The organism is Corallococcus sp. BB11-1 (genome assembly GCF_026626625.1).
In the GTDB taxonomy this organism is placed as follows: domain Bacteria; phylum Myxococcota; class Myxococcia; order Myxococcales; family Myxococcaceae; genus Corallococcus; species Corallococcus soli.
In genome coordinates this window covers 871087-890837 of the sequence record NZ_JAPNJY010000001.1, presented here as the reverse complement: position 1 = coordinate 890837, position 19751 = coordinate 871087, and the positions used below count along the sequence as shown (strand labels likewise).

At 71.6% G+C, this 19751-nt stretch carries 17 protein-coding genes; 9 read left to right on the top strand and 8 right to left on the bottom strand.

Going from position 1 to position 19751, the window contains the following annotated elements; genetic code table 11:
* Window positions 1-61: 61 nt before the first annotated feature.
* Complete coding sequence (locus OV207_RS03790) at window positions 62-565, top strand: hypothetical protein (RefSeq protein WP_267552650.1); 504 nt, start codon at window positions 62-64, stop codon at window positions 563-565.
* Window positions 566-820: 255 nt separating this feature from the next.
* Complete coding sequence (locus tag OV207_RS03785) at window positions 821-2230, top strand: hypothetical protein (RefSeq protein WP_267552648.1); 1410 nt, start codon at window positions 821-823, stop codon at window positions 2228-2230.
* A 46-nt stretch (window positions 2231-2276) separates the two neighbouring features.
* On the opposite strand, the gene OV207_RS03780 is transcribed toward OV207_RS03785, so the two are convergent.
* Complete coding sequence (locus OV207_RS03780; protein ID WP_267552646.1) at window positions 2277-2825, bottom strand: SPW repeat domain-containing protein; 549 nt, start codon at window positions 2823-2825, stop codon at window positions 2277-2279.
* Window positions 2826-3115: 290 nt separating this feature from the next.
* Here OV207_RS03780 and OV207_RS03775 point away from each other — a divergent pair, with 290 nt between their 5' ends.
* Together OV207_RS03775 and OV207_RS03770 are read left to right on the top strand one after the other, a co-directional pair.
* Window positions 3116-3319 carry a cold-shock protein gene (locus OV207_RS03775; protein WP_120537647.1) on the top strand — a complete coding sequence of 68 codons (204 nt, stop codon included), beginning with the start codon at window positions 3116-3118 and terminating at the stop codon, window positions 3317-3319.
* A gap of 272 nt (window positions 3320-3591) precedes the next feature.
* Window positions 3592-3951 (top strand): hypothetical protein, encoded by a 360-nt coding sequence (locus tag OV207_RS03770; RefSeq protein WP_267552637.1) that lies wholly within the window; start codon window positions 3592-3594, stop codon window positions 3949-3951.
* Between the two features lie 471 nt (window positions 3952-4422).
* On the opposite strand, the gene OV207_RS03765 is transcribed toward OV207_RS03770, so the two are convergent.
* Genes OV207_RS03765 through OV207_RS03750 form a run of 4 tightly spaced genes read right to left on the bottom strand, consistent with a single transcriptional unit; the run spans window position 4423 to window position 10231 of the window.
* Complete coding sequence (locus OV207_RS03765) at window positions 4423-7542, bottom strand: efflux RND transporter permease subunit (protein WP_267552635.1); 3120 nt, start codon at window positions 7540-7542, stop codon at window positions 4423-4425.
* Between the two features lie 52 nt (window positions 7543-7594).
* Complete coding sequence (locus tag OV207_RS03760; protein ID WP_193346409.1) at window positions 7595-8713, bottom strand: efflux RND transporter periplasmic adaptor subunit; 1119 nt, start codon at window positions 8711-8713, stop codon at window positions 7595-7597.
* Window positions 8710-9471, bottom strand: a complete 762-nt coding sequence (locus OV207_RS03755; RefSeq protein WP_267552633.1) for a TetR/AcrR family transcriptional regulator — start codon at window positions 9469-9471, stop codon at window positions 8710-8712. Before OV207_RS03755 ends, OV207_RS03760 begins: the two co-directional genes overlap by 4 nt.
* Before the next feature lie 58 nt (window positions 9472-9529).
* A complete protein-coding gene (locus OV207_RS03750) occupies window positions 9530-10231 on the bottom strand; it encodes a DUF2293 domain-containing protein (protein WP_193346407.1) in 702 nt (233 codons plus the stop codon).
* Between the two features lie 123 nt (window positions 10232-10354).
* Between OV207_RS03750 and rnz the strand changes: the two genes are divergently transcribed.
* Window positions 10355-11278: a ribonuclease Z gene (gene rnz, locus OV207_RS03745; RefSeq protein ID WP_193346406.1), complete on the top strand. Its 924-nt coding sequence runs from the start codon at window positions 10355-10357 to the stop codon at window positions 11276-11278.
* 38 nt (window positions 11279-11316) lie between these two features.
* Here rnz and OV207_RS03740 read toward each other — a convergent pair whose 3' ends face one another.
* Window positions 11317-11841 carry a hypothetical protein gene (locus tag OV207_RS03740; RefSeq protein WP_267552630.1) on the bottom strand — a complete coding sequence of 175 codons (525 nt, stop codon included), beginning with the start codon at window positions 11839-11841 and terminating at the stop codon, window positions 11317-11319.
* 202 nt (window positions 11842-12043) lie between these two features.
* On the opposite strand from OV207_RS03740, the gene OV207_RS03735 reads away from it, so the two are divergent.
* Window positions 12044-12817 carry a rhomboid family intramembrane serine protease gene (locus tag OV207_RS03735; protein WP_267552628.1) on the top strand — a complete coding sequence of 258 codons (774 nt, stop codon included), beginning with the start codon at window positions 12044-12046 and terminating at the stop codon, window positions 12815-12817.
* 124 nt (window positions 12818-12941) lie between these two features.
* On the top strand, window positions 12942-14354 hold the full coding sequence (locus OV207_RS03730) for an NAD(P)/FAD-dependent oxidoreductase (RefSeq protein ID WP_267552626.1): 1413 nt from the start codon (window positions 12942-12944) through the stop codon (window positions 14352-14354).
* A gap of 12 nt (window positions 14355-14366) precedes the next feature.
* Here the strand turns inward: OV207_RS03730 and OV207_RS03725 are convergent, their stop codons facing one another.
* A complete protein-coding gene (locus OV207_RS03725) occupies window positions 14367-15023 on the bottom strand; it encodes an HAD family hydrolase (RefSeq protein ID WP_420715162.1) in 657 nt (218 codons plus the stop codon).
* 147 nt (window positions 15024-15170) lie between these two features.
* Here OV207_RS03725 and OV207_RS03720 point away from each other — a divergent pair, with 147 nt between their 5' ends.
* Window positions 15171-16877 carry an amidohydrolase gene (locus OV207_RS03720; RefSeq protein ID WP_267552622.1) on the top strand — a complete coding sequence of 569 codons (1707 nt, stop codon included), beginning with the start codon at window positions 15171-15173 and terminating at the stop codon, window positions 16875-16877.
* Between the two features lie 30 nt (window positions 16878-16907).
* Here OV207_RS03720 and OV207_RS03715 read toward each other — a convergent pair whose 3' ends face one another.
* Window positions 16908-18920: a hypothetical protein gene (locus OV207_RS03715; protein WP_267552620.1), complete on the bottom strand. Its 2013-nt coding sequence runs from the start codon at window positions 18918-18920 to the stop codon at window positions 16908-16910.
* Window positions 18921-19047: 127 nt separating this feature from the next.
* On the opposite strand from OV207_RS03715, the gene OV207_RS03710 reads away from it, so the two are divergent.
* Window positions 19048-19749 carry a TIGR02269 family lipoprotein gene (locus OV207_RS03710; RefSeq protein WP_267552618.1) on the top strand — a complete coding sequence of 234 codons (702 nt, stop codon included), beginning with the start codon at window positions 19048-19050 and terminating at the stop codon, window positions 19747-19749.
* Window positions 19750-19751 lie beyond the last annotated feature (2 nt).

Below are 19751 nucleotides of genomic sequence, written 5' to 3'. Positions count from 1 at the left end.
GCGCACATGGGGCCGGACGTGGGACGGCCCCTTTCGACATCCAAACGAGGGGACCCCGAACATGAAGAGCTTGCTCAACGGAAGCGTGCTGTGCGCGGTGCTGGGTGTGGCGACGGTCGCGGGAGCGCAGGAGGCGGCGGCCCCGGCGGCGCAGCCGGTGAAGGCCCCCAGCGCGGACGCGGTGCGCGACACCTGGAACTTCTTCTACAAGGGCCAGGGCCAGGGCCCCGTGCTGGTGGAAGCCAAGCTGTGCACCGAGGTGGCCAAGGACGGCCCCAACAAGTACGAGTGCATCGCTGAGGTGGGCCCCGAGGGCGTCAAGGCGGGCACCGCCGTGATGCTGTGGCAGAGCTACCTGGTGCCCCAGGGCGACTCCGTCGAGGACCTGACGGTGCAGGTGAAGCAGGGCGCCACCGTGCGCGAGACGAAGGACGTGAAGGTGAAGGGCGAGGGCTGGCGCGCGCGGCAGTGGACCGGCGTGAAGCTGGCGAAGCCCGGCGCGTGGACGGTCTCCATCATGCGCGGCGACCAGGTGCTCAAGGAAGTGCCGGTGAAGGTCCTGTAGCAAGCCGTCGCGCGCGCTCAGCGCCGCGGTCCACGCACGCCCGCCGGGCCCCCAGGAGGGCAGCCCGCGCGGGCGTCTTTCTTTACCGCCGCCCCCACCCCGAAGTCGGGAGGAATTACCGGCTGGCGGACACGCGGCGCGCCCCCAAGGCGGCCTCCCACGGCCTCCCCCGACGGAACACCTTCACCCGAGGGCCTTGGCCGCGTGCTTGCAGAAGGGTCAGGGCGCGGTTGAAGGGTGGGGGAGTCGGGGTTGGTGGGTCGAGACCGGGACGGGGTGGCGACGGTGGCGTGGTTTCGGATGGCGGTGAGCGTGGGGGGGCTGCTGTTCCTCGTGGGGTGCGAGGAAGCCCGGGCTACGACACCGCGCATCCCGGTGCTCGACGAGGTGGGCGGACAGGTGGGGCAAGAGGGCGTGGAGGCCCATGCGTGGTCGCGGACCCTGATGATTGGGGATCAGCAGGCGCCGCACGCGGTGGTGACCTCCAACGGGGACGTCCTCGTCGCCGCCACCTATCAGGAGCCCATCAATCTGGGGGCGGGGCCCCTGCCCTTCGACCGCAATGTCGTGGCGCCGCATCTGCTGGTGGCGCGTTTCTCTTCGGAAGGCACGCTGCGCTGGGCCCGGGGCTGGACGCCCCGGAGTGAAGCGCGGGCGCGCGTGGGGGGGTTGGCGGTGGATGCCAGCGACCACGTCTTCGTCGCGGGCACGTCCGCGGGCTTCACCCGCGACGGCGCGACGCTGCCGGAGGGGCCGTTCCTCGTCCGGCTGAGCGGCGAGGGCGCCCTGGACTGGGTGCGCTCGCTGCCGGGGGAAGGTCCCGTCGCGGTGAACGCCGTCACGTCCGACGACGACGGCGGCGCGGTGGTGGTGGGGGACTTCACCGGCCAGCGCGACTTTGGAGAGGGATTGAAGTCCGCGCCCAATGGCAGACACGCGGGCTTCGCGCTGCGCGTGGGGCCAAACGGCGAACAGCGCTGGAGCCGCGTGTGGACGCCCGTGGGCGAAGGTGAAGTCTCCGCGCGCGCGGTGGCGGTGGACGTCTTCGGCGACGTGCACGTGGTGGGCGGCTACGCGGGGGCGGTGTCCTTCGGCGACGCCACCTTCCTCACCGTGCGCCAGCGCACGCCCTTCGTGGTGAAGCTCACCCACGACGGCGACCACGTGTGGAGCCACGACGTGCGCGGCACGGACGGCTCCGCGCTGTCCGTGGCCGTGGGCCCCGACCGCGTCTTCGTGGGCGGCGGCTTCAGCGGCCGGCTCTACTTCAAGAACGCCTGGCACCGCGCCGACTCGCGCGACGGCTTCCTCCTGGCCTACGACGCCCAGGGCAGCCAGCGTTGGGCGCGCACCTTCCCCACCGGGGCCCCGGTGGTCACCACCGACGAAGCAGGCCAGCTGACGGTGGCCGGCAGCCATGACGGTGGCCGGGCCCTGGGCGGCGCGGAGCTGCCCGCCGGGCTGTATGTCGCCAAGCTGTTGCCGGACGAAGGCACGTCGCTCTGGGTGCGAGGCTTCGCCAGCGCGGGCACGTCGTCCAATGCCAGGAGCGTGTCCGTGGACTCCGCCGGGGGCGTGCTGCTCGCGGGAGGGCTGCACCGGCCCGTCCCGGACGGGCCCTCCCAGCGGCTCCAGGATGGCTTCCTGCTGCGCCTGAAGCCGTGAGCCGGGAGGGACAGCGAAGGCGTCCGTCGCCCCGCCCCGGCGGGACTCAGGCCCCGATGCCTTCTGGATCCGTGGCCAGCTCCCCGCCCAGGTGCATGCCCGTCTGGCAGCGGTAGTCCGTGAACAGCGACGCCACCACGGTGACGGCGCCCACCAGCACGTGCACCGCGGCCACCCCGGGATGGCGCTTCGCGTACCCGAACACGAACGGCGCCAGCACCGCTCCCAGCCCATAGGCGTAGTCGGCCAGCTCATGCGCTTCGATGGGGACGAGCTTCGTGAGGCTCAGCCGGTAGTCCGTGAGCAGCGACACACCCAGCACGCCCCCGCCCAGGGCCCACCCGGCCGCCTTCGCCGCCCCGCCGCCGGCCGCCACGCCCGCGCCCACCAGCGCGGCGCCCGCCACGTAGTCCAGGACGGAGTGCACGTCCTGCGACAGCACGGGGCGCAGCGGCAGCCGGCCGAACAGGGGCCGCGACAGGATGCCCGCCGCCGCGCTGTGGTCCACCAGCCGGCGCCACTCCCGACTCAAGACACGCTCGGGACGCGGAGGAACGGGGGGCAGCACGGCCTGCGGGGCTTGGACCTGGTACATGGCATGTCTCCTCTCCCGCCCGTTTCCGGGGGACGGGACCCTTCCACGAACGGTAGCCACGCCTCCCGGCCCGGACGCTGGAGCGCCCCGGGACTCCTGCCCGCCTGCCTGTTCCTGGTCGGGTGGGAAAGCTGCCCACCCGCCGAACTGTCGGCTGGTCGCCAGGGGGGCTTCCACCCACCCCTCCCCCCCGGGCAAACTGCTGTTCGCACTCAGGCCCTCACATTTCGAGAGGACCGGCCGCCCCAGGGCGGGGGTGCCACGCCCCACCCACAAAGAGAAGACGATTCATGGCTACTGGTACGGTGAAGTGGTTCAACGATGCGAAGGGCTTTGGCTTCATCACGCAGGACGGCGGTGGTGAGGACGTGTTCTGCCACCACAGCGCCATCAACATGGATGGCTTCCGCACCCTGGCCGAGGGCCAGAAGGTGGAGTTCGAAGTGACCCGCGGCCCCAAGGGTCTGCAGGCCCAGAACGTCCGCGCCGCCTGAGCGGTCGCCCCAAGCCGATCCCGGGCCCCCGCCCGGATCCGGAAGCCCGGTCTCGCGTGCGCGCGGCCGGGCTTCTTCATTTTTACAACCTGCCGAGAAGGAAAAACACGCAATTCCTTTCAAACCCTGCACCCCCAGGAGAATCGCGGGGGGGCCTGTACAAAGTCACAAAGACGTCTGTTAGGCTTTGCACCGCGAGGGAGGGGCGCACCATGTTCGAAGTCACCAACGATGTGAGCCGTCGGACCATCACTGCCCGCATGAGCGGTTTCATGCGGCCCAATGAGATGAAGGAGTACGTGGCGGTCTACCGCAAGGCCACGGACAGCTACGGCGGAGGGCGGCACCTGGTGCTGGCTGACATGCGGGGGCTTCGCCCGCTGGAGCCGGAATCGGCGAACCTGTTCTCCGAGGTCATCACCCACGGGCGCAAGAATGGCTGTGTGATGTGCGCGCACGTGTCGGACTCCACCATCGCGCGGCTGCAGACGGCCCGCGTGGCGTCGGAGGCCTCGCCCAACGACGACATCACGGTGGACTGTGTGTCGCTCGAGGAAGCGCAGAGCCAGCTGGCCAAGGCCCGCGTGCGGCTGTCGCTGAACAATGAAGGCCAGGCGGCCGCCGGTCGCTGAAGCAGCGCGACTTTCGCTACCGCGAAGGACCTCGTGAGGCCCCGTCTCCCGCTGTCGCCGTCCGGAGACGGGTGCCCGCGTTCCCATCAATCCAAGACACCTGACAGGTCACATCCGCGGCCGTGAAGGCAGGCACCTCCCCACGAGGCGCCCCCACGCCGGATGAGGCTCGCTGCATCCCCTCACAGCGCCCGCGACGTGCGTGACAGCTCCGCCGTCCGCGTCTGTGTATCTTTATCCCCCGAGTGAAACATTTCATGGGGCGCGTGAGACACCGCGCCGGGCTCCCCTGCGGCTGGCCCTGGCGACGCGGGCCTGACCTGGCAGGGCGGGTCCTCCGCCCCCCCCCGCGCTCCCCCACCGTCCCCGGGGAACCTGCGTCCGGGGGCGCTGAAAACACGACGGGGCGCTAGGCAGATGGCCCTCGCGCCCCGTGAAGGACTTCCGTCAGGCGCGGCGACGCGCGCCGCCTCAGGCCGCGCGGTCGGGCGCCACGTGCACGTCCGTGGGCGGCGCGGCGAGCGTGTCCGGCGTCCGGGGCCGCTTGCGGCCGAAGGACAGCTTCTCCATGGCCGCGAACACCACCGGCACCACCAGCAGGGTGAGGAAGGTGGAGGTGATGACGCCGCCGATGACGGTGATGGCCATGGGGGCGCGGAACTCGGAGCCGGTGCCGGTGCCCACGGCGGTGGGCACCATGCCAATGGCCATGGCGGCGCTCGTCATGAGGATGGGGCGCAGGCGGCGGGGGCCGGCCTTGAGCAGGGCCTCGTCCACGGAGTCGCCTTCGCGCAGGTGCTGCAGGGCCCCGTCGATGAGGAGGATGGCGTTCTTGGTGACGAGCCCCATCAGCAGGATGACGCCAATCATGGCGCCCAGGCTGAGGTGGTAGCCGGTGACGACGAGGGCCAGGAGCGCGCCCACGAGCGCCAGCGGCAGCGACACCATGATGGTGAACGGGTGCTTGAGGGACTCGAACTGGCTGGCGAGCACCATGTAGATGAAGACGAACGCCAGGCCGAAGGCGGCGCCGAACGCGTCGTTCTGCTCATCCAGGCTCTTGATCTGCCCGTCGTAGACGATGGCGTAGCCCGGGGGCAGCGGCTTCGCCGCGATGGCGGCCTTCAGCTGCGTGGCCACGTCGCCCAGCGCGGCGCCCTTGGCGAGCTGCGACACCACGGCCACCTGCCGCTCGCGGTTCTCATGCTCGATGACGCTGGGGCCGTCCTTGAGGGACACGTTCGCCACGTCCGTCACCTGGCGCAGCCCCTGGGGCGTGGACACCATGAGCTGGCGCACGCGCTCCGGGGTGGCGCGGTCGCGCTCCTGGAGCCGCACGCGGATGTCCGTCTCGTCGGTGCCCTCGCGCAGCTTCGCGGACACGTCACCGTCGATGGCGAGCCGCAGCTGCGTGGCGAGCGCGGCCGCGGACAGGTCCACGTCCGTGGCGCGCGCCCGGTCAATCTGCACCTGGAGCTCCGGCTTGGCCGGGTTCGAGTCCACGCGCACGTCGGACGTGCCCAGGCCGCGCAGGATGCCGGCGATGCGCTCGGCCTCCTCGTTGACGAGCTTCAGGTCGGGGCCCACCACGCGGACCATGATGGGGTACCAGTCGCCCAGGCCTTCGATGGACGGCGGGTCCGACAGGGTGATGGCGGTGGACACCAGGTTCGGGACGAGCAGCGCGCGCGCCTCTTCCTTCAGGACGGGGATGCCCTTGGTGCGCGCGTCCTTGGGCACGGTGAGCACGCGCATGCGCGCCTTGTAGACGTCTCCGTTGGGACCGACGGTGGTGTAGATGTCGGTGACCTCCGGGATCTGCTTGAGCAGCTTCTCCGCCTCCGCGGCGCGCTCGGTGGTCTGCGCGAGGCTGGAGGAGTCCGGCAGCTGCAACTCGACGATGAGCTGCGAGCGGTCCTCCGCGCTCATGAACTCCGCGCCCAGCGTGCTTGCCGCGCCGAACGACAGCACCAGCGCCAGCACGGTGAGGCCCGCGGTGAGCCACTTGTGGCGCAGCACCCAGCCCAGGATGCGCGCGTAGGTGTTCTCCGTGCCCTCCAGGAACCGGCGCAGCGCGCGGAACACCGCGGCCTCCCGGTGCACCTCTCCGGGCTTGCGCGCCTTGGCGAAGCGCGCGGACAGCATGGGGTCCAGGGTGAAGGAGATGAACAGCGAGATGAGCACCGCCACGGAGATGGTGATGCCGAACTGCTTGAAGAACTGGCCCACGATGCCGGGCATGAACGCCACCGGGATGAACACCGCCACCAGGGCCAGCGTCGTGGCGAGCACGGCCAGGCCCACGTCCCGGGTGCCGTTGGACGCGGCGCTCACCGGGTCCTCGCCCTTCTCCAGCCGGTGGGTGATGGCCTCACGCACCACCACCGCGTCGTCGATGAGCAGACCGATGGCCAGCGACAGCGACAGCAGCGTCATCTGGTTGAGCGAATAGCCCAGCACGTACATCACGAAGAACGTGCCGATGACGGACGTGGGCAGCGCGAGCGCGGAGATGGCCGTGCCGCGCGGGTCCAAAAGGAACATCAGGATGATGAGCACCGCCATCAGGCCGCCGAAGATGATGGCGACCCACACCTCGTGGGTGTTGGCGCGGATGAGGTCCGACTGGTCGATGAGCAGCGTCGCCTGGAAGCCCTGCCCCACCACCGGCGTCATCTCCGCGAGCGTCTTCTTCACGCCGTCGCTGACGGCCACCGTGTTGGAGCCCGGCTGCTTGACGATCTCCAGCACCACGGCGTCGCGGGCGTTGAGGCGCGCGGTGGTGCGGCGCTCCGCGACGCCGTCCGTCACGGTGGCGATCTCCTCCAGGCGCACCTGGGCGCCCGTGGCGCTGCGCGCGATGGGCAGCATGCGCAGGTCCTCCACGCTGCGGAACTCGCCCATGGAGCGCACCGTCAGCTCGTTGGGCCCCAGCTGGAGGCGGCCCGCGGGCAGGTTGAGGTTCTCCGTGCCAATGCGCTGGGCCACCTGCGCGGGCGTGATGCCCACGGCGCGGGCCTTGTCCAGGTCGATGTCCACCTGCACCTCGCGCACGTCGCCGCCGGTGATGCGCACCTCCGCCACGCCGCCAATCTGCGCGAGCGCGGGCTTGATGCGGTCATCCAGCAGCTTGCGCAGCGCCTGGGACTTCATGTCCGCGGAGACGGCGTAGGTGAGGATGGGCGTGGCGGACAGGTCCACGCGGCTGACGATGGGGGCCTCCGCGTCCGTGGGCAGTTTGTTGACGGCCTGCCCCACCTTGTCGCGCACGTCCTGCACGGCCGTGTCCAGGCTGGTGCCCAGCGTGAAGGCCACGATGACGGTGCCCACGTTCTCGCGGCTGAACGAGTGGATGTTGTCCACGCCGCTGATGCCGGCGACCGCGTCCTCCAGGGGCTTGATGACCTGGGTCTCGATTTCGCCCGGGCCCGCGCCCTTGTAGAGGGTGTTGACCACCACGATGGGGAAGCTGACGTCGGGATAGAGGTCGGTGCCCAGGCGGCTGAGGCCCATCAGCCCCAGCACCACGAGCAACAGGGACAACATGGCCGTGAACACCGGCCGACGGATGGAAACGTCGCTGAGAATCATGAAGGACTCACGTCGCCGCGCGCACGGGCCGCGGCCGAAAGGGGCGCCGGGGCTACTTCACGGAGACGCGGGTGCCGGGGGACATGGCGGGCGTGGGGTAGTCCACCACCTGCTGGAGGACGGACGCGGCCAGCACCACCACCTCGCGGTCGCGGCGCTCCAGCACCTGCACGTCCACCCGCCTGAGCGCGCCGTCGTCCACGACGAGGACGTGGTCCCCGTTGGAGGAGGACAGCGCCGTCATGGGGAGCACCTGCGCCTCCCGCAGCTCGCCCAGCTTGAGCATCGCGCGCGCCAGCGTGTGGGCCACGAAGCGGCCGTCCGCGTTGGGCACGGCGATCTCCACCGGCACGCGGCGGGTGGCGGGGTCCGCGGACGGGAGGATGGTGCGCACCACCGCATCGTCGGTGGCCGCGCCGCCGCCCAGCGACACCACGCGCACCTTCACGCCGGGCTTGAGCAGCGCGCGCGACGACTCCGGCACCGTGGTGCGGAAGACGAGCGTGTCCAGCTGCTCCAGCGTGAAGAGCGCCGTGCCCGGGGCCACCGTGGCGCCCGTCTGGTCCGGGGATTCAATGAGGGTGCCGGTGAAAGGCGCCCTCAGGTCGTGCCGGCGGCGCGCCGCGCGGGCCTGGGACAATTGCGCCTTCGCGGCCAGCACCTGGGCCTGGGCCTGCGCGGCGGTGGAGGTGGCGCCGCGGTGCTGCTGCTCGCTGATGCCGCCGCCCGCGCTGAGCTTCTCGCTGCGGTCGGCCGCGTCCTTCGCCATGGCGGCGCCGGCCTCCGCGGCGGCGACCGCGGCCTCCGCGCCGGCCACCTGCGCGTCCGCGATCTCGGGGTTGAGCTGGGCGAGCACGTCGCCCTTCTTCACCGCCTGCCCCTTCTGGGCGCGCACCGACTCCAGCCGGCCGCCCACCTCGAAGCCCACCTTGAGGCCCTGGGCGGGGAACAGCGTGCCCGTCACCTCCTCGGACGCGGAGGCCTGCTCCCCCCGGGGGGTGACGACCTTCACGGGGGTCACGGCCTTGTCGGTGGCGGCCTTGCCCGCGGCCTTGTCGGCGGCGGGAGGAGCGGAGGCGTCCGCCTTGTCACAGGCGGTGAGCGCGAGCGCGGCGGCCACGCCCACGGCGGCGAAGGCACGGGAAGCAGCGGGCTTCGTGGACGATTTCACGGGCGTTTCCTTGGAGGACGTTGCGGGTTGGCCGCGCGGGCGTGACGCCGGCGCGTGGACGGTGTGGAAGAAGGGGTGCGGGCGGCGACGGTGGCGGGCAGCGGCATGTCGCGCGGAGCGGTGCCTTCGTGCATCAGCCGCTGGATGCCGGTGGACCAGGCGGCCAGGTCCGGCTTGCGCGCCAGCCGCCCCATCCGCCGGGCCAGCAGCAGGTAGGTGCCCACGATGAAGGAGCCGAAGAGGCCGGGGTCCACGTCCGGGCCCTCCCCCGACTGGCCCCGCAGGGTGCGGAACTCGCGGGAGATGCGGTCGACCTCGCGGTCCACCAGGTCCCACATGACGGACTCGAAGGCGGTGCCCTGGCTGCCCACGATGAGCGCGGTGACCAGCTCGCGGTTCGCCCACATGAGCTCCAGCATCTCCAGGTCGGAGGCGGCCTCCACGCTCAGGAAGGTCCGGTAGCGCTCGGAGCGCGCGGCGACGTCCGCGGGCCCCGGCTGGCCATGGTCCGCGCGGAAGTGCTCCAGGCACGCCAGGCGCTTCTGGCTCACCCGCTCCAGGTCCGCCACGAACGCCTCCACGAGGCTGCCGAAGAGGGCCTCCTTGGAGGGGAAGTGCAGGTAGAAGGCGCCCTTGGACAGGCCGCACGCGGCGGTGATGTCGCCGATGCGCGCCCCCTTCACGCCCCGACGGGCGAACTCCGCCCGCGCGGCGCTGATGAGCGCGCTGCGGGCTTTCGGGTCGGCGGGGCGGGACATGGCGGGCGCATTCCTAACCCGCCGGTCAGAAATAGAACAGTCGTGACTGAACGCCGGGTCAGGAATCCGGGGGGCGTGTCGGCGGGGGGCGGAGGAGGGCGGAGCAGAGCGGACATGCCGGCGGGGCGTGGGGGGCGTCCCGGCGGTGCAGGTCCAGGACGGCGCGGGAGACGTCCGCCAGCTCCCGGCGCACCTCCCGGCGGGCGCCCTTCACGCGCTGGATGCGCATGTCGTCGTAGCTCGTCGTCTGGTGGCGCATCCAGGCGATGACGGCGGCCTCGGCGCGGCGCTCAATGGGGATGCGCTCCGTGCGGGCCACGGTGCCGCTGCCCACGGGGGTGGCGTGGCCGGCGACCAGGACGGCCATCCGCTTGGCGTGGGGGAGCCAGGCGGGGCTGAAGGCCAGGAAGCGCAGGACGGCGTTGGCGAAGTCGACCTCGTAGACCTCCTGCTCGCGCGCGCGGCGGTCCCGGCCCTGGGCCAGCTTCTTCGCGTAGGCGGGGGTGGCGCGCTCCGCGTCGAGCACGGCGCGGGCGTGGACGATGTGGGCCTCCGGCGCCCAGACGCCCCGGGAGAAGAGCTTGCGGCCCACCTTCTCCACCACGGTCCAGGTGGGGCCGGCGGCCTTCACGCGGCGGGTGAGGCCGGCGTCGCCGGGGGGGAGCAGGGCCCACCCGTCAGGCACGGAGAGGAGGCGGCCGTCCTGGGCACGCACGCGGCGGGGCTCGGCCGTGGGGCCGACCGTCAAGGAATCAGGCATGGGTGGCTTTCGGGGGTCGGCTGCATAGCACGACCCTTCGCACCCTGGTAAATGCCCCCGGGTGCGCGCTGGCGGTGACGGTGCGCGTACGCGGAGGCCACACTCTTCGTGGGAAGCGCTGGCATGTCCCTTCTCAGGCTTACCTTCCTCGGCACCTCCGCCGCGCAGCCCACCCTGCATCGAGGGCTCTCCGGACTGACGGTGAAGGCGGACGCGGATCTGCTGCTGTTCGACTGCGGTGAGGGCAGTCAGCGGCAGATGGTCCGCTTTGGCACGGGCTTCACCGTGGACGTGGCGTTCTTCACCCACTTCCACGCCGACCACTACCTGGGGATCATCGGCTTCCTGCGCACCCTGGGGATGATGGGCCGCACGGCGCCCATGCACCTGTACGGGCCCCCGCCCGCGCGGCGGCTCTTGCACCAGGCGGTGCACCTGGGGCTGGAGTCGCTGGCCTTCCCGGTGGAGATCCACGAGCTGAAGGACGGGGACGTGGTGCAGCGGGGCGGCTACGCGGTGCACGCGGTGGGCGTGGACCACCGCATCCACGCGCTGGGCTACGTGCTGGCGGAGGACGGCCGGCCGGGGAAGTTCAACCTGGCCAAGGCGCGGGAGCTGGGCGTGCCGGAGGGGCCCGCCTTCGGCAAGCTGCAGAAGGGCGAAGCCGTGACGCTGCCGGACGGGCGCGTGGTGAGGCCGGAGGACGTGCTGGGCGAGCCGCGGGCCGGACGGCGGCTGGTGATTTCAGGCGACACGCGGCCGTGCCCCGCGCTGGTGCAGGCGTCGAAGGACGCGGACCTGCTGGTGCACGAGTCCACCTTCTCCGACGACGAGCAGGAGCGCGCGCAGGAGACGCGCCACTCCACGGCGCGGGAGGCGGGGCAGGTGGCGCAGTCCGCGGGCGCGCGGCGGCTCATCCTCACCCACCTGTCCAGCCGCCACGACACCGACCCCGGCAAGCTGCTCACGCAGGCGCGCGAGGCGTTCAAGGGGCCGGTGGAAGTGGCCTTCGACGGGCTCACCGTGGAGCTGCCGCTGCGCGACTGACGCACCGTCGCGCGAGCGGCGCCCCGTGCGGCGGCGGACTACTCGAGCTTCTTCGCCTCGGCCTTGAGGGCGGCGGCGGCGTCCGGATCCACCTTCTGGAGCAGCTCCCACTCCAGCTCCGTGTCGCGCCGCATCTGGGAGTTGTTGGGGCCGGTCGCGGTCTCGCCCGGCGCCGTGGGGCGGCCGTCCGTGTTGTCGGCGGCGCGGGCCTCGGAGCGGTCCTGGCGCCGGAACTCGATGGCGCTCTGGCCGGGGCCGCGCTCGTAGCCGCGCACCAGGTAGCGCGCGAAGGAGGTGCCCAGCGAGGAGGCGGCGCTCGTCTGGAGCCACTCCGTCTGCGCCTCGAAGCCCCCCTTGCCCTGCATCACGGAGAAGCCCTTGTCCTTCACGAGGGCCAGGGCCTCCGGCCACACCTCCGCGAGGGGCTTGCGGTAGACGTGTCCCAGGGCCTTGTCCTCCAGGTACGCCTGCTGACGACGCGCGGCGCAGCCGGTGAACGCGAGGGCGAGGGCGGACACCACGAGCAGCGCGGCGGAACGGGACGACGACTTCAAGGGGTTCATGCTCCGGACTCCATGGAATGAAGACGACTCCGGAACATCGCTCGGGGGCGGGCCCGCCGCCAAGTGGCCGCCGGGGTGGGATGAAATGCCATCCAGGCGGCAACCATCATTTCGGCGTCCCAGGGCATGCGTCCGGCGGCGCACATCCTCGCGCGGGAGGCGGGCCGCGCGCCGCACGGCCGGACCATGCTGAGGGCCAGCCATGATTCCCATCAGCGACGACAACCCGACCCTGCGCACCCCCGTGATGACGTACCTGTTGCTGGGGACCCTGGGATTCGTCTGGGTGTTCATCCAGGGCGCGGGCTTCCAGGTGGAGGCGCTGGCCACCAGCATCTGCAACCTGGGCATGGTGCCGGGGGAGCTGACCGGGCAGGCACCGCTGGGGCAGGCGGTGCCGCTGGGGGATGGCTACGCCTGCGTCGTGGACGCGGAGGCCATCAACCGCGCCACGCCCCTCACCTCCATGTTCCTGCACGGCGGCTGGGGGCACCTGCTGGGCAACGTGCTGTTCTTCTGGGTCTTCGGCAACAACATCGAGGACAGCATGGGGCGCCTGCGCTTCCTGGTGTTCTACCTGCTGTGCGGGCTGGTGGCGGCGGCGGCGCACGTGGCGGTGGACCCCACGTCGCCGGTGCCCACGGTGGGCGCGTCGGGGGCCATCGCGGGCGTGCTGGGCGCGTACCTGGTGCTCTACCCGCGCGTGCGCGTGAACATGCTGTTCATCTTCTTCATCATCATCCGCGTCATCCCCATCCCGGCCTGGGGCGTGCTGCTGTGGTGGTTCGTGCTCCAGCTCATCACCGGCCTGCCGCAGCTCATGACGCTCAGGCCGGAGGTGTCCGGCGGCGTGGCGGTGTGGGCGCACATCGGCGGCTTCGTGGCCGGCATGGCGCTCATCAAGCTGTTCGTGAACCCGCGCTACACCTCGCAGCGCACGCTGTGGCGGCACCGGATGCACCCCGACCACCCCTGAGTCCCTGACGCGCCCCGGCCTCCCCCGCGGACAGGGAGGCGGGCCCCTGGTGGCGGGGGGTGCGGACGCGACGCGGCGCCCCGACATTGGTGGGTGACGTTCTTCGCGTCACGAGGAGGCGGGCATGGGAGCGGACAACCAGTCGCGGGGGCTCCATGTGCCAGCGGCCAGCGGACCTTCGCGCAAGCGGGTGCTCATCCTGGGAGGCGGGTTCGCGGGGGTGTACGCGGCGCTGCACCTGGAGCGGCAACTGGGGCGGCGCGACGACGTGGAGGTGACGCTGGTGAGCCGCGACAACTACTTCCTCTTCACGCCCATGCTCCACGAGGTGGCGGCGAGCGACCTGAACCCGAGCGCCATCGTCATCTCGCTGCGCAAGCTGCTGCCGCACCTGTCGTTCGTGGAGGGCGACCTCACCGGCCTGGACCTGCACGCGAGGACGGCCACGGTGGCGCACGGCGGGCTGGACGGACACAGCCACACGCTGTCGTACGACTGCGCGGTGCTGGCCATGGGCTCGGAGACGAACTTCTTCGGCAAGCCGGGCCCGCGCGACCACGCGCTGACGATGAAGACGCTGGGCGACGCGATGCTCCTGCGCAACTGCCTCATCGACCGGCTGGAGGAGGCGGACGCGGACTGCCTCACGGAGGGCGGCAAGCGCCCCGTCGTCACCTTCGTGGTGGTGGGCGGCGGCTTCGCGGGCGTGGAGACGGCGGGCGCCATCAACGACTTCATCCACGGCGCCCTGCCCTACTACCCGAACATCCAGCACCACAACGTGCGCGTGCTGCTGGTGCACGGCGGCAGGGAGGTGCTGCCGGAGCTGGGCGAGGACCTGGGCGCGTACACGCACAGGAAGCTCATCGAGCACGGCATCGAGGTGCGCACCGGCATCCACGTCCAGGACGTGACGGAGGCCGGCGTGGTGCTGCCGGACGGCACGCGGGTGCCCACCAAGACGGTGGTGTGGACCGCGGGCGTCACGCCCCCGTCGCTGCTGGCGTCACTGCCGTGCGAGAAGGAGCGCGGCCGCATCAAGGTGAACGCGCGCATGGAGGTGCCGGGCTTCCCCGGCGTGTGGGCGCTGGGGGACTGCGCGTCGGTGCCGGACCTCACGAACGAAGGCAGGCCCTGCCCGCCCACCGCGCAGCACGCGCTGCGCCAGGGGCAGGTGGTGGCGCGCAACGTGTGCTCGGCGCTGAAGGGCCGGCCGGGCAAGGCGTTCCGCTACAAGATGCTGGGGCAGCTGGCGGCGATTGGCCGGCGCGCGGGCGTGGCGCGCATCCTGGGGCTGAAGTTCTCCGGCACCGTCGCGTGGGTCCTGTGGCGCACCCTCTACCTGGCGAAGCTGCCCCGGCTGGAGACGAAGGTGCGCGTGGCCCTGGGCTGGACGCTGGACCTGCTCTTCCGCAAGGACGTGGTGCAGTTCATCGGTCCGCGGGAGTTGGATCAGCTCACGCTTCCGGCCCTCCCGCTGTCCAGCCACCAGCAGGTGCGGCAGGTGCAGGGCCTCCAGCCGCAGGCGCGGCATTAGCGCCGGACGCGCTCAGGCCAACGGCGGCAGGTGGGAGAGCAGCCGCTCCAGGTCGGGCTGGAGCTCGTCCGGCGTGGCGGTGGCCAGCTCCTCCGGGGAGTGCGTGCCCCAGGTCACGGCATAGGTGCGCAGGCCCGCGGCCTGGCCCGCGCGCAGGTCCAGCGTGGTGTCGCCCACCATCCACAAGCCCCCGGTGCCCAGCGCCGCGAGCGCGCGGTGGAGCACGTCCGGCGCGGGCTTGTGCGGAAAGCCATCCGTGCCCTGCACATGGTGCAGGAGCCCGTCCAATCCCAGGGCGTCCACGAAGCGCCGCGCCATGTCGCTGCGCTTGGTGGTGGCGACGGCCAGCAGGTAGCCGCGCTCGCGCAGGGCGCGCAGCGTCCGCTCCACGCCGGGGAAGGGGCGCGAGTGGTTGAGGAAGTTGCGCGGGTAGTGTTCGCGGTAGGCCGCGCAGAGGCCGGTGACGTGCTCGGGCGCGAAGCGCAGGTACATGGCATCCAGCGGCTGGCCGATGAGGGCCCGCACCTCCGGGACGGAGGGCGCCGGCAACCCCAGGTGCGAGAAGCCGTGGAGGAAGCTGGCGATGATGTCCGGCAGCGAATCCACCAGCGTGCCGTCGAGGTCGAAGAGGATGCCACGGGGGGCCGCAGTGCTCACGCGCCGCTGCATACGCGCTCCGGCCCCCGGGTGCACGCGTCCCGTTGACGGAAGGGCCCCATGCGGGCGACTGGCCGTCGCACCGCCCGTGCGGCAGAGTGCCGCGCGCGATGCCCCGGGCCCGGTGCCCGGGGCGGATTGCCAAGGGTGGGTGCTCGGATGATGCGAGGACGTTTCGGTCGGACCCTGGGAGCGCTGCTCCTGCTGGTGGGCGTGGCGGGCTGCTCCCGTCGCGTGCCGGAAGCGACGCCCGCGGAAGCGGCCGTCTCCGGGGCGCCCACAGTGTACGTGGCGAAGCGGATCCGCACGCTGGACGCGGCGCGCCCCGTGGCGCAGGCGCTCGCCGTGCGGGACGGACAGGTGCTCGCGGTGGGCAGCCGGGAAGAGGTGCTCGCGGCGGCGGGCCCCGCGGCGCGCGTGGTGGAGCTGGGTGACGCCACGGTGGTGCCGGGCCTCACGGATGCGCATGCCCACCTGGCGGGGCTCGCGGCGGCGCTCGTGCGCGTGCGGCTGGAGGGCACCGCGTCGGTGGAGGAAGTGCGCGCGCGGCTGGCCCAGGCGCCCGCGACGGCGTACCAGGGCGAGTGGCTGCTGGGCGGGGGCTGGGACCAGAACGACTGGCCGCAGAAGGCCTTCCCCACGCACACGGACCTGGACGCGGCCTTCCCGAGGACGCCCGTGGTGCTGGCGCGCGTGGACGGCCACGCGCTGTGGCTCAACGGCGAGGCGCTGCGCCGGGCGCGCATCGACAAGGGCACGAAGGACCCGCAGGGAGGCCGCATCCTCCGGGGCCCGGATGGCGAGCCCACCGGCGTGCTGGTGGACAACGCCATGGCGCTGGCGGACGCGGTGCTGCCCCCGCCCACGGATGAGCAGCTCGCGGCGCGGCTCACCGCGGCGCTGGAGCACTGCGCGCGCGTGGGGCTCACCGGCGTGCACGACGCGGGCATGGACCTGAAGACGTTCCGGCAGCTCCAGCAGTGGGACAAGGACGGCCGCCTGCCCCTGCGCATCTACGCCATGGCGGATGGACAGACGGCGGACCGCGAGCAGTACCTGAAGGACGGCCCCTTCCAGGGCAAGCTCCTGACGATGCGCGCGGTGAAGCTCGTCATGGACGGCGCGCTGGGCAGCCGGGGCGCGGCGCTGAGCACGCCCTACAGCGACGAGCCCAGCCACCAGGGCCTGCTGGTGCTGTCCCCGGAGGAGTACGCCGCGCGCGTGCACGCCTTCGTGGGCCGCGGCTTCCAGGTGGCCACACATGCGATTGGCGACCGCGCCAACACGCTGGTGCTGGACACGCTCCTCAAGGAGATGGAGGCCACGGGGAAGAAGGAGGGCCGCCACCGCGTGGAGCACGCGCAGATCCTCCGCCCGGAGGACATCACCCGGCTGGGCGCCAACGGCTTCGTCGCGAGCGTCCAGCCCACGCACGCCACCAGCGACATGCCCTGGGCCCAGGACCGCGTAGGGCCGGAGCGCATCCAGGGCGCCTATGCGTGGCAGAAGCTGAAGGCCGCGGGCGCGGTGCTGGCGCTGGGCAGCGACTTCCCGGTGGAGCGGCCGGACGTGCTCGCGGGTCTGTACGCGGCGCGCACGCGGCAGGACGCCAGCGGTCAGCCGCCCGGCGGATGGCAGCCCGACCAGCGCCTGAGCGGCGAGGAGGCGCTGGAGGGCTTCACGGTGGGCGCGGCCTACGCGTCGTTCGCGGAGGAGCAGCGCGGCCGGCTGAAGCCGGGGCAGGACGCGGACTTCGTGGTGCTGTCCGTGGACCCCGTGGACGGGCCCGCCGCGGAGCTGCTCACCGCGCAGGTGCGCCTGACGGTGGTGGCGGGCCGCGAGGTGTTCCGCGCGACCACGCCGTAGCCGGGACGTCCGCGTGGCGAGGCGGGGGCTCTAGAGCTCCGCCTCGTAGCTGAGCGACTGGATGCGCTGGTTGACCTCTTCCTGCACGCGGGCGCGATCCTTCTCCAGGCGCTCCAGCTCCCGGCCGATGGTCTCCAGCTTGTCCTCCTGGGCGTTGAGCTTGGTGACGAAGCGGTCCACCAGCTCCCGCTGCGCGACGCCGCTCTTGAGCGAGTCGATGTTGGAGCGGATCCGCTCCTGGTCCTTGAAGAGCTGGGTGCGCTTGTCGGTCAGGTTCTGGGCCTCCACGGTGAACAGGGCCAGCTTCTCCCGCAGGGCCACCACGTCGCGCAGGGCCTGGGCGACGCCCGCGTCGATGAAGCGCGAGTCGAGGAAGAACGCCACCTCGGACAGCCCCAGGTTGCTGATGTAGTACTGGCGGTTTCCGCGGGTGCGCTCGGTGACGGTGAGCGTGTCGGAGGCGCCCGGCGCCAGGTCCCGCTTGAAGCGCCAGAAGCCGTCGGTGGTCTCCGCGGGGGCGGGCGTGTCCTTCAGCTCCCAGTCCGTGCGCGGGTGCTCCACGTAGAGCGTCTGGGCGCGCTTCGCCTTGTTGCGCACGGTGTACTTCGTGCGGCGCTGGTGGAAGAACTCCGTCACCAGCGTGCCCCGGTTCACCCGCGCGCGGAACACCGGGCCGTCCTCCTGTTCGTCCTCCACGGACACGGAGCAGGAGAGCTCCACGGCGTAGGGCACGAAGCGCACGTCGTCGGGCTTGAGGGTGTCCAGCATCGCCTCGCCCACGTAGGTCTCGTCCTCGGTGACGGTGACGGGGCCGCCCTCCAGCGTGAGGCCGGTGGTGTTCTTGAACTCGATGCACGTCATCGGGTTCTTCTCACGCGTGGCGCGGTTGTAGAGCAGCACGCGGCGGCCCTCGAAGGGGCGGTGCAGGATGGGGACGAGCGCGCTCTGGTTGCGGTGCACCGTGACGGGGCGGTCCACGCCGTACTCGAAGAGGTCGCCCACCTCCTTGGTCACGGTCTTCACCGCGGTGCTCTGCTCCAGCCGGTCGCGCATGCCGCCCGGGCCTCCGCCGCCAATGCTCCTGCTGCGCATGACCGGAGCCGGGGCTGGAGCCGCCATGGGCACGAAGCTGGCACTGGGCGCGTCCCCGCTGCTGCCGAAGGGGCCGTCATCGGAGACCTCGGAGACGGATTCGTAGGATTCGGCCTGGGCCTCCTCGGGAATCACGGGCGCGACGCCCACCTCCGAGCGCACCTCCACGATGGGGCGGCGCTGGTAGCGGGGGTTGTAGAGGTCGTGGACGAAGGACACGGGCAGGCCGGCGATGAGCGACAGCTCCACGTCCACCCAGTCCTCGTCGCCGGTGTTGTCCACCAGCGCCCAGCCCTGGAGCAACGGCGGCTGCGCCTCATCCAGCAGGATGCGGTAGCTGGTCTTCCACACGGGGGACTCCAGCACGTAGCTGACGAACAGCTCGCGGGTGCCCTCCCCCGCGGTGAGGATGGACAGCCGCTTGGAGTCCTTCTTGTACGAGGACATGACGGTGGCCAGGTAGAACTCCAGGTCCTTGCGCACGGCCTCGTCCAGGAACTCCAGCTCGCTGATCTCCAGCACGTCGAAGGTGCGCAGGGCGGCGCCGACGAGCAGCGTGAGGAAGGGGCGGATGACGCTCGCCTCGCCCTGGACGACGGGCAGGGACTCCAGGCCGACGATGGCGCCCTCCACCTGCCCACCGCCGATGCGGGCGCGGACGCGGGCGCCCTTCACCTGGCCGAGCAGCGCGGTGAGGCTGCCGTGTTCGGGGATGCGGATGGTGGCTTCGGAGAGCAGCTGCTCCAGGGGCTTGGTGGAGTCGTAGCTCACGGCGGAGACGGAGCCGCCGGACAGGTCCAGCACGGTCATGGACTTGAGCACGTCGTTCATGTCGCGCGCCTTGAAGTCCAGGTGCGCGGTCTCGCTGTCCGTCACCTTCCCCCGGCGCTCGAAGTAGCCGACGCCGTGCTTGTAGAGGACGACACGGCGGATGGACAGGGGCGAGGGCATGCGCGGGGCTCCAGGGACGAAAGGTGGACCTGGGCGGAAGGTCTAGCAGTGGCGGGGGTGGGGCTTCCACTGGGAGTGGGGGTCAGGGTCCTGGCATGGTGCGCGGGCCGTGCGTCCGGGGAGCTTCATGCGTTGGTTGTGCTGGCTGTGGGTGGTCCTGTGGTGCGGCTGCGCCTCGACGTCGGCGGTCGCGACGCTCTCACCCGAGGACGTCTGGGCGGAGGCCGGGACCGAGCAGGAATGTGAGGACAGCGGGGAGGACCGGTGCGTCGCGCCCCTGTGCACGGATGAGGCCTGCGCGCTGTTCTGGTGCGAGGACCTGGAGCCGGGCCGCATCGTGCGCACGCGCGGCGCGACGGCGCCGCCCGTGTTGGTGGCGCCAGGGAGCGGGCCCCGGCGCCACTGGGGCAGCGCACAGGAGCTTCCGCGCGACGCGCGGCCCGTCATGGTGTTCCGCTTCCATCCGCGCGAGAAGCTGCCCAGTCAGGTCCGGCGGGATCAGGCGATGGCGGAGTGGGCGAAGCGGCCCAAGGAGCGGCACCACATCTTCCCGCAGGCGTACGAGCGGCACTTCCTTACCAAGGACATCCACATCCACCAGTACGTGCTGGCCGTGGATGTGGACGTCCACAAGCGCATCCACCGGGGAAAGAACGGCGGTCCTTGGAATCGAGACTGGCAGGCCTACATCGAAGGCCCTGGGCAGAAAACCAGCAGGCTCCAGCATTTCGACCACGCCTTCCTGATGATCCAGAAACATGGCCTCTTTGGATTGACGATGACGTATTGGCAGCAGGTGGACCTCATGCCGTTCCCAGTGGAGAACTGACG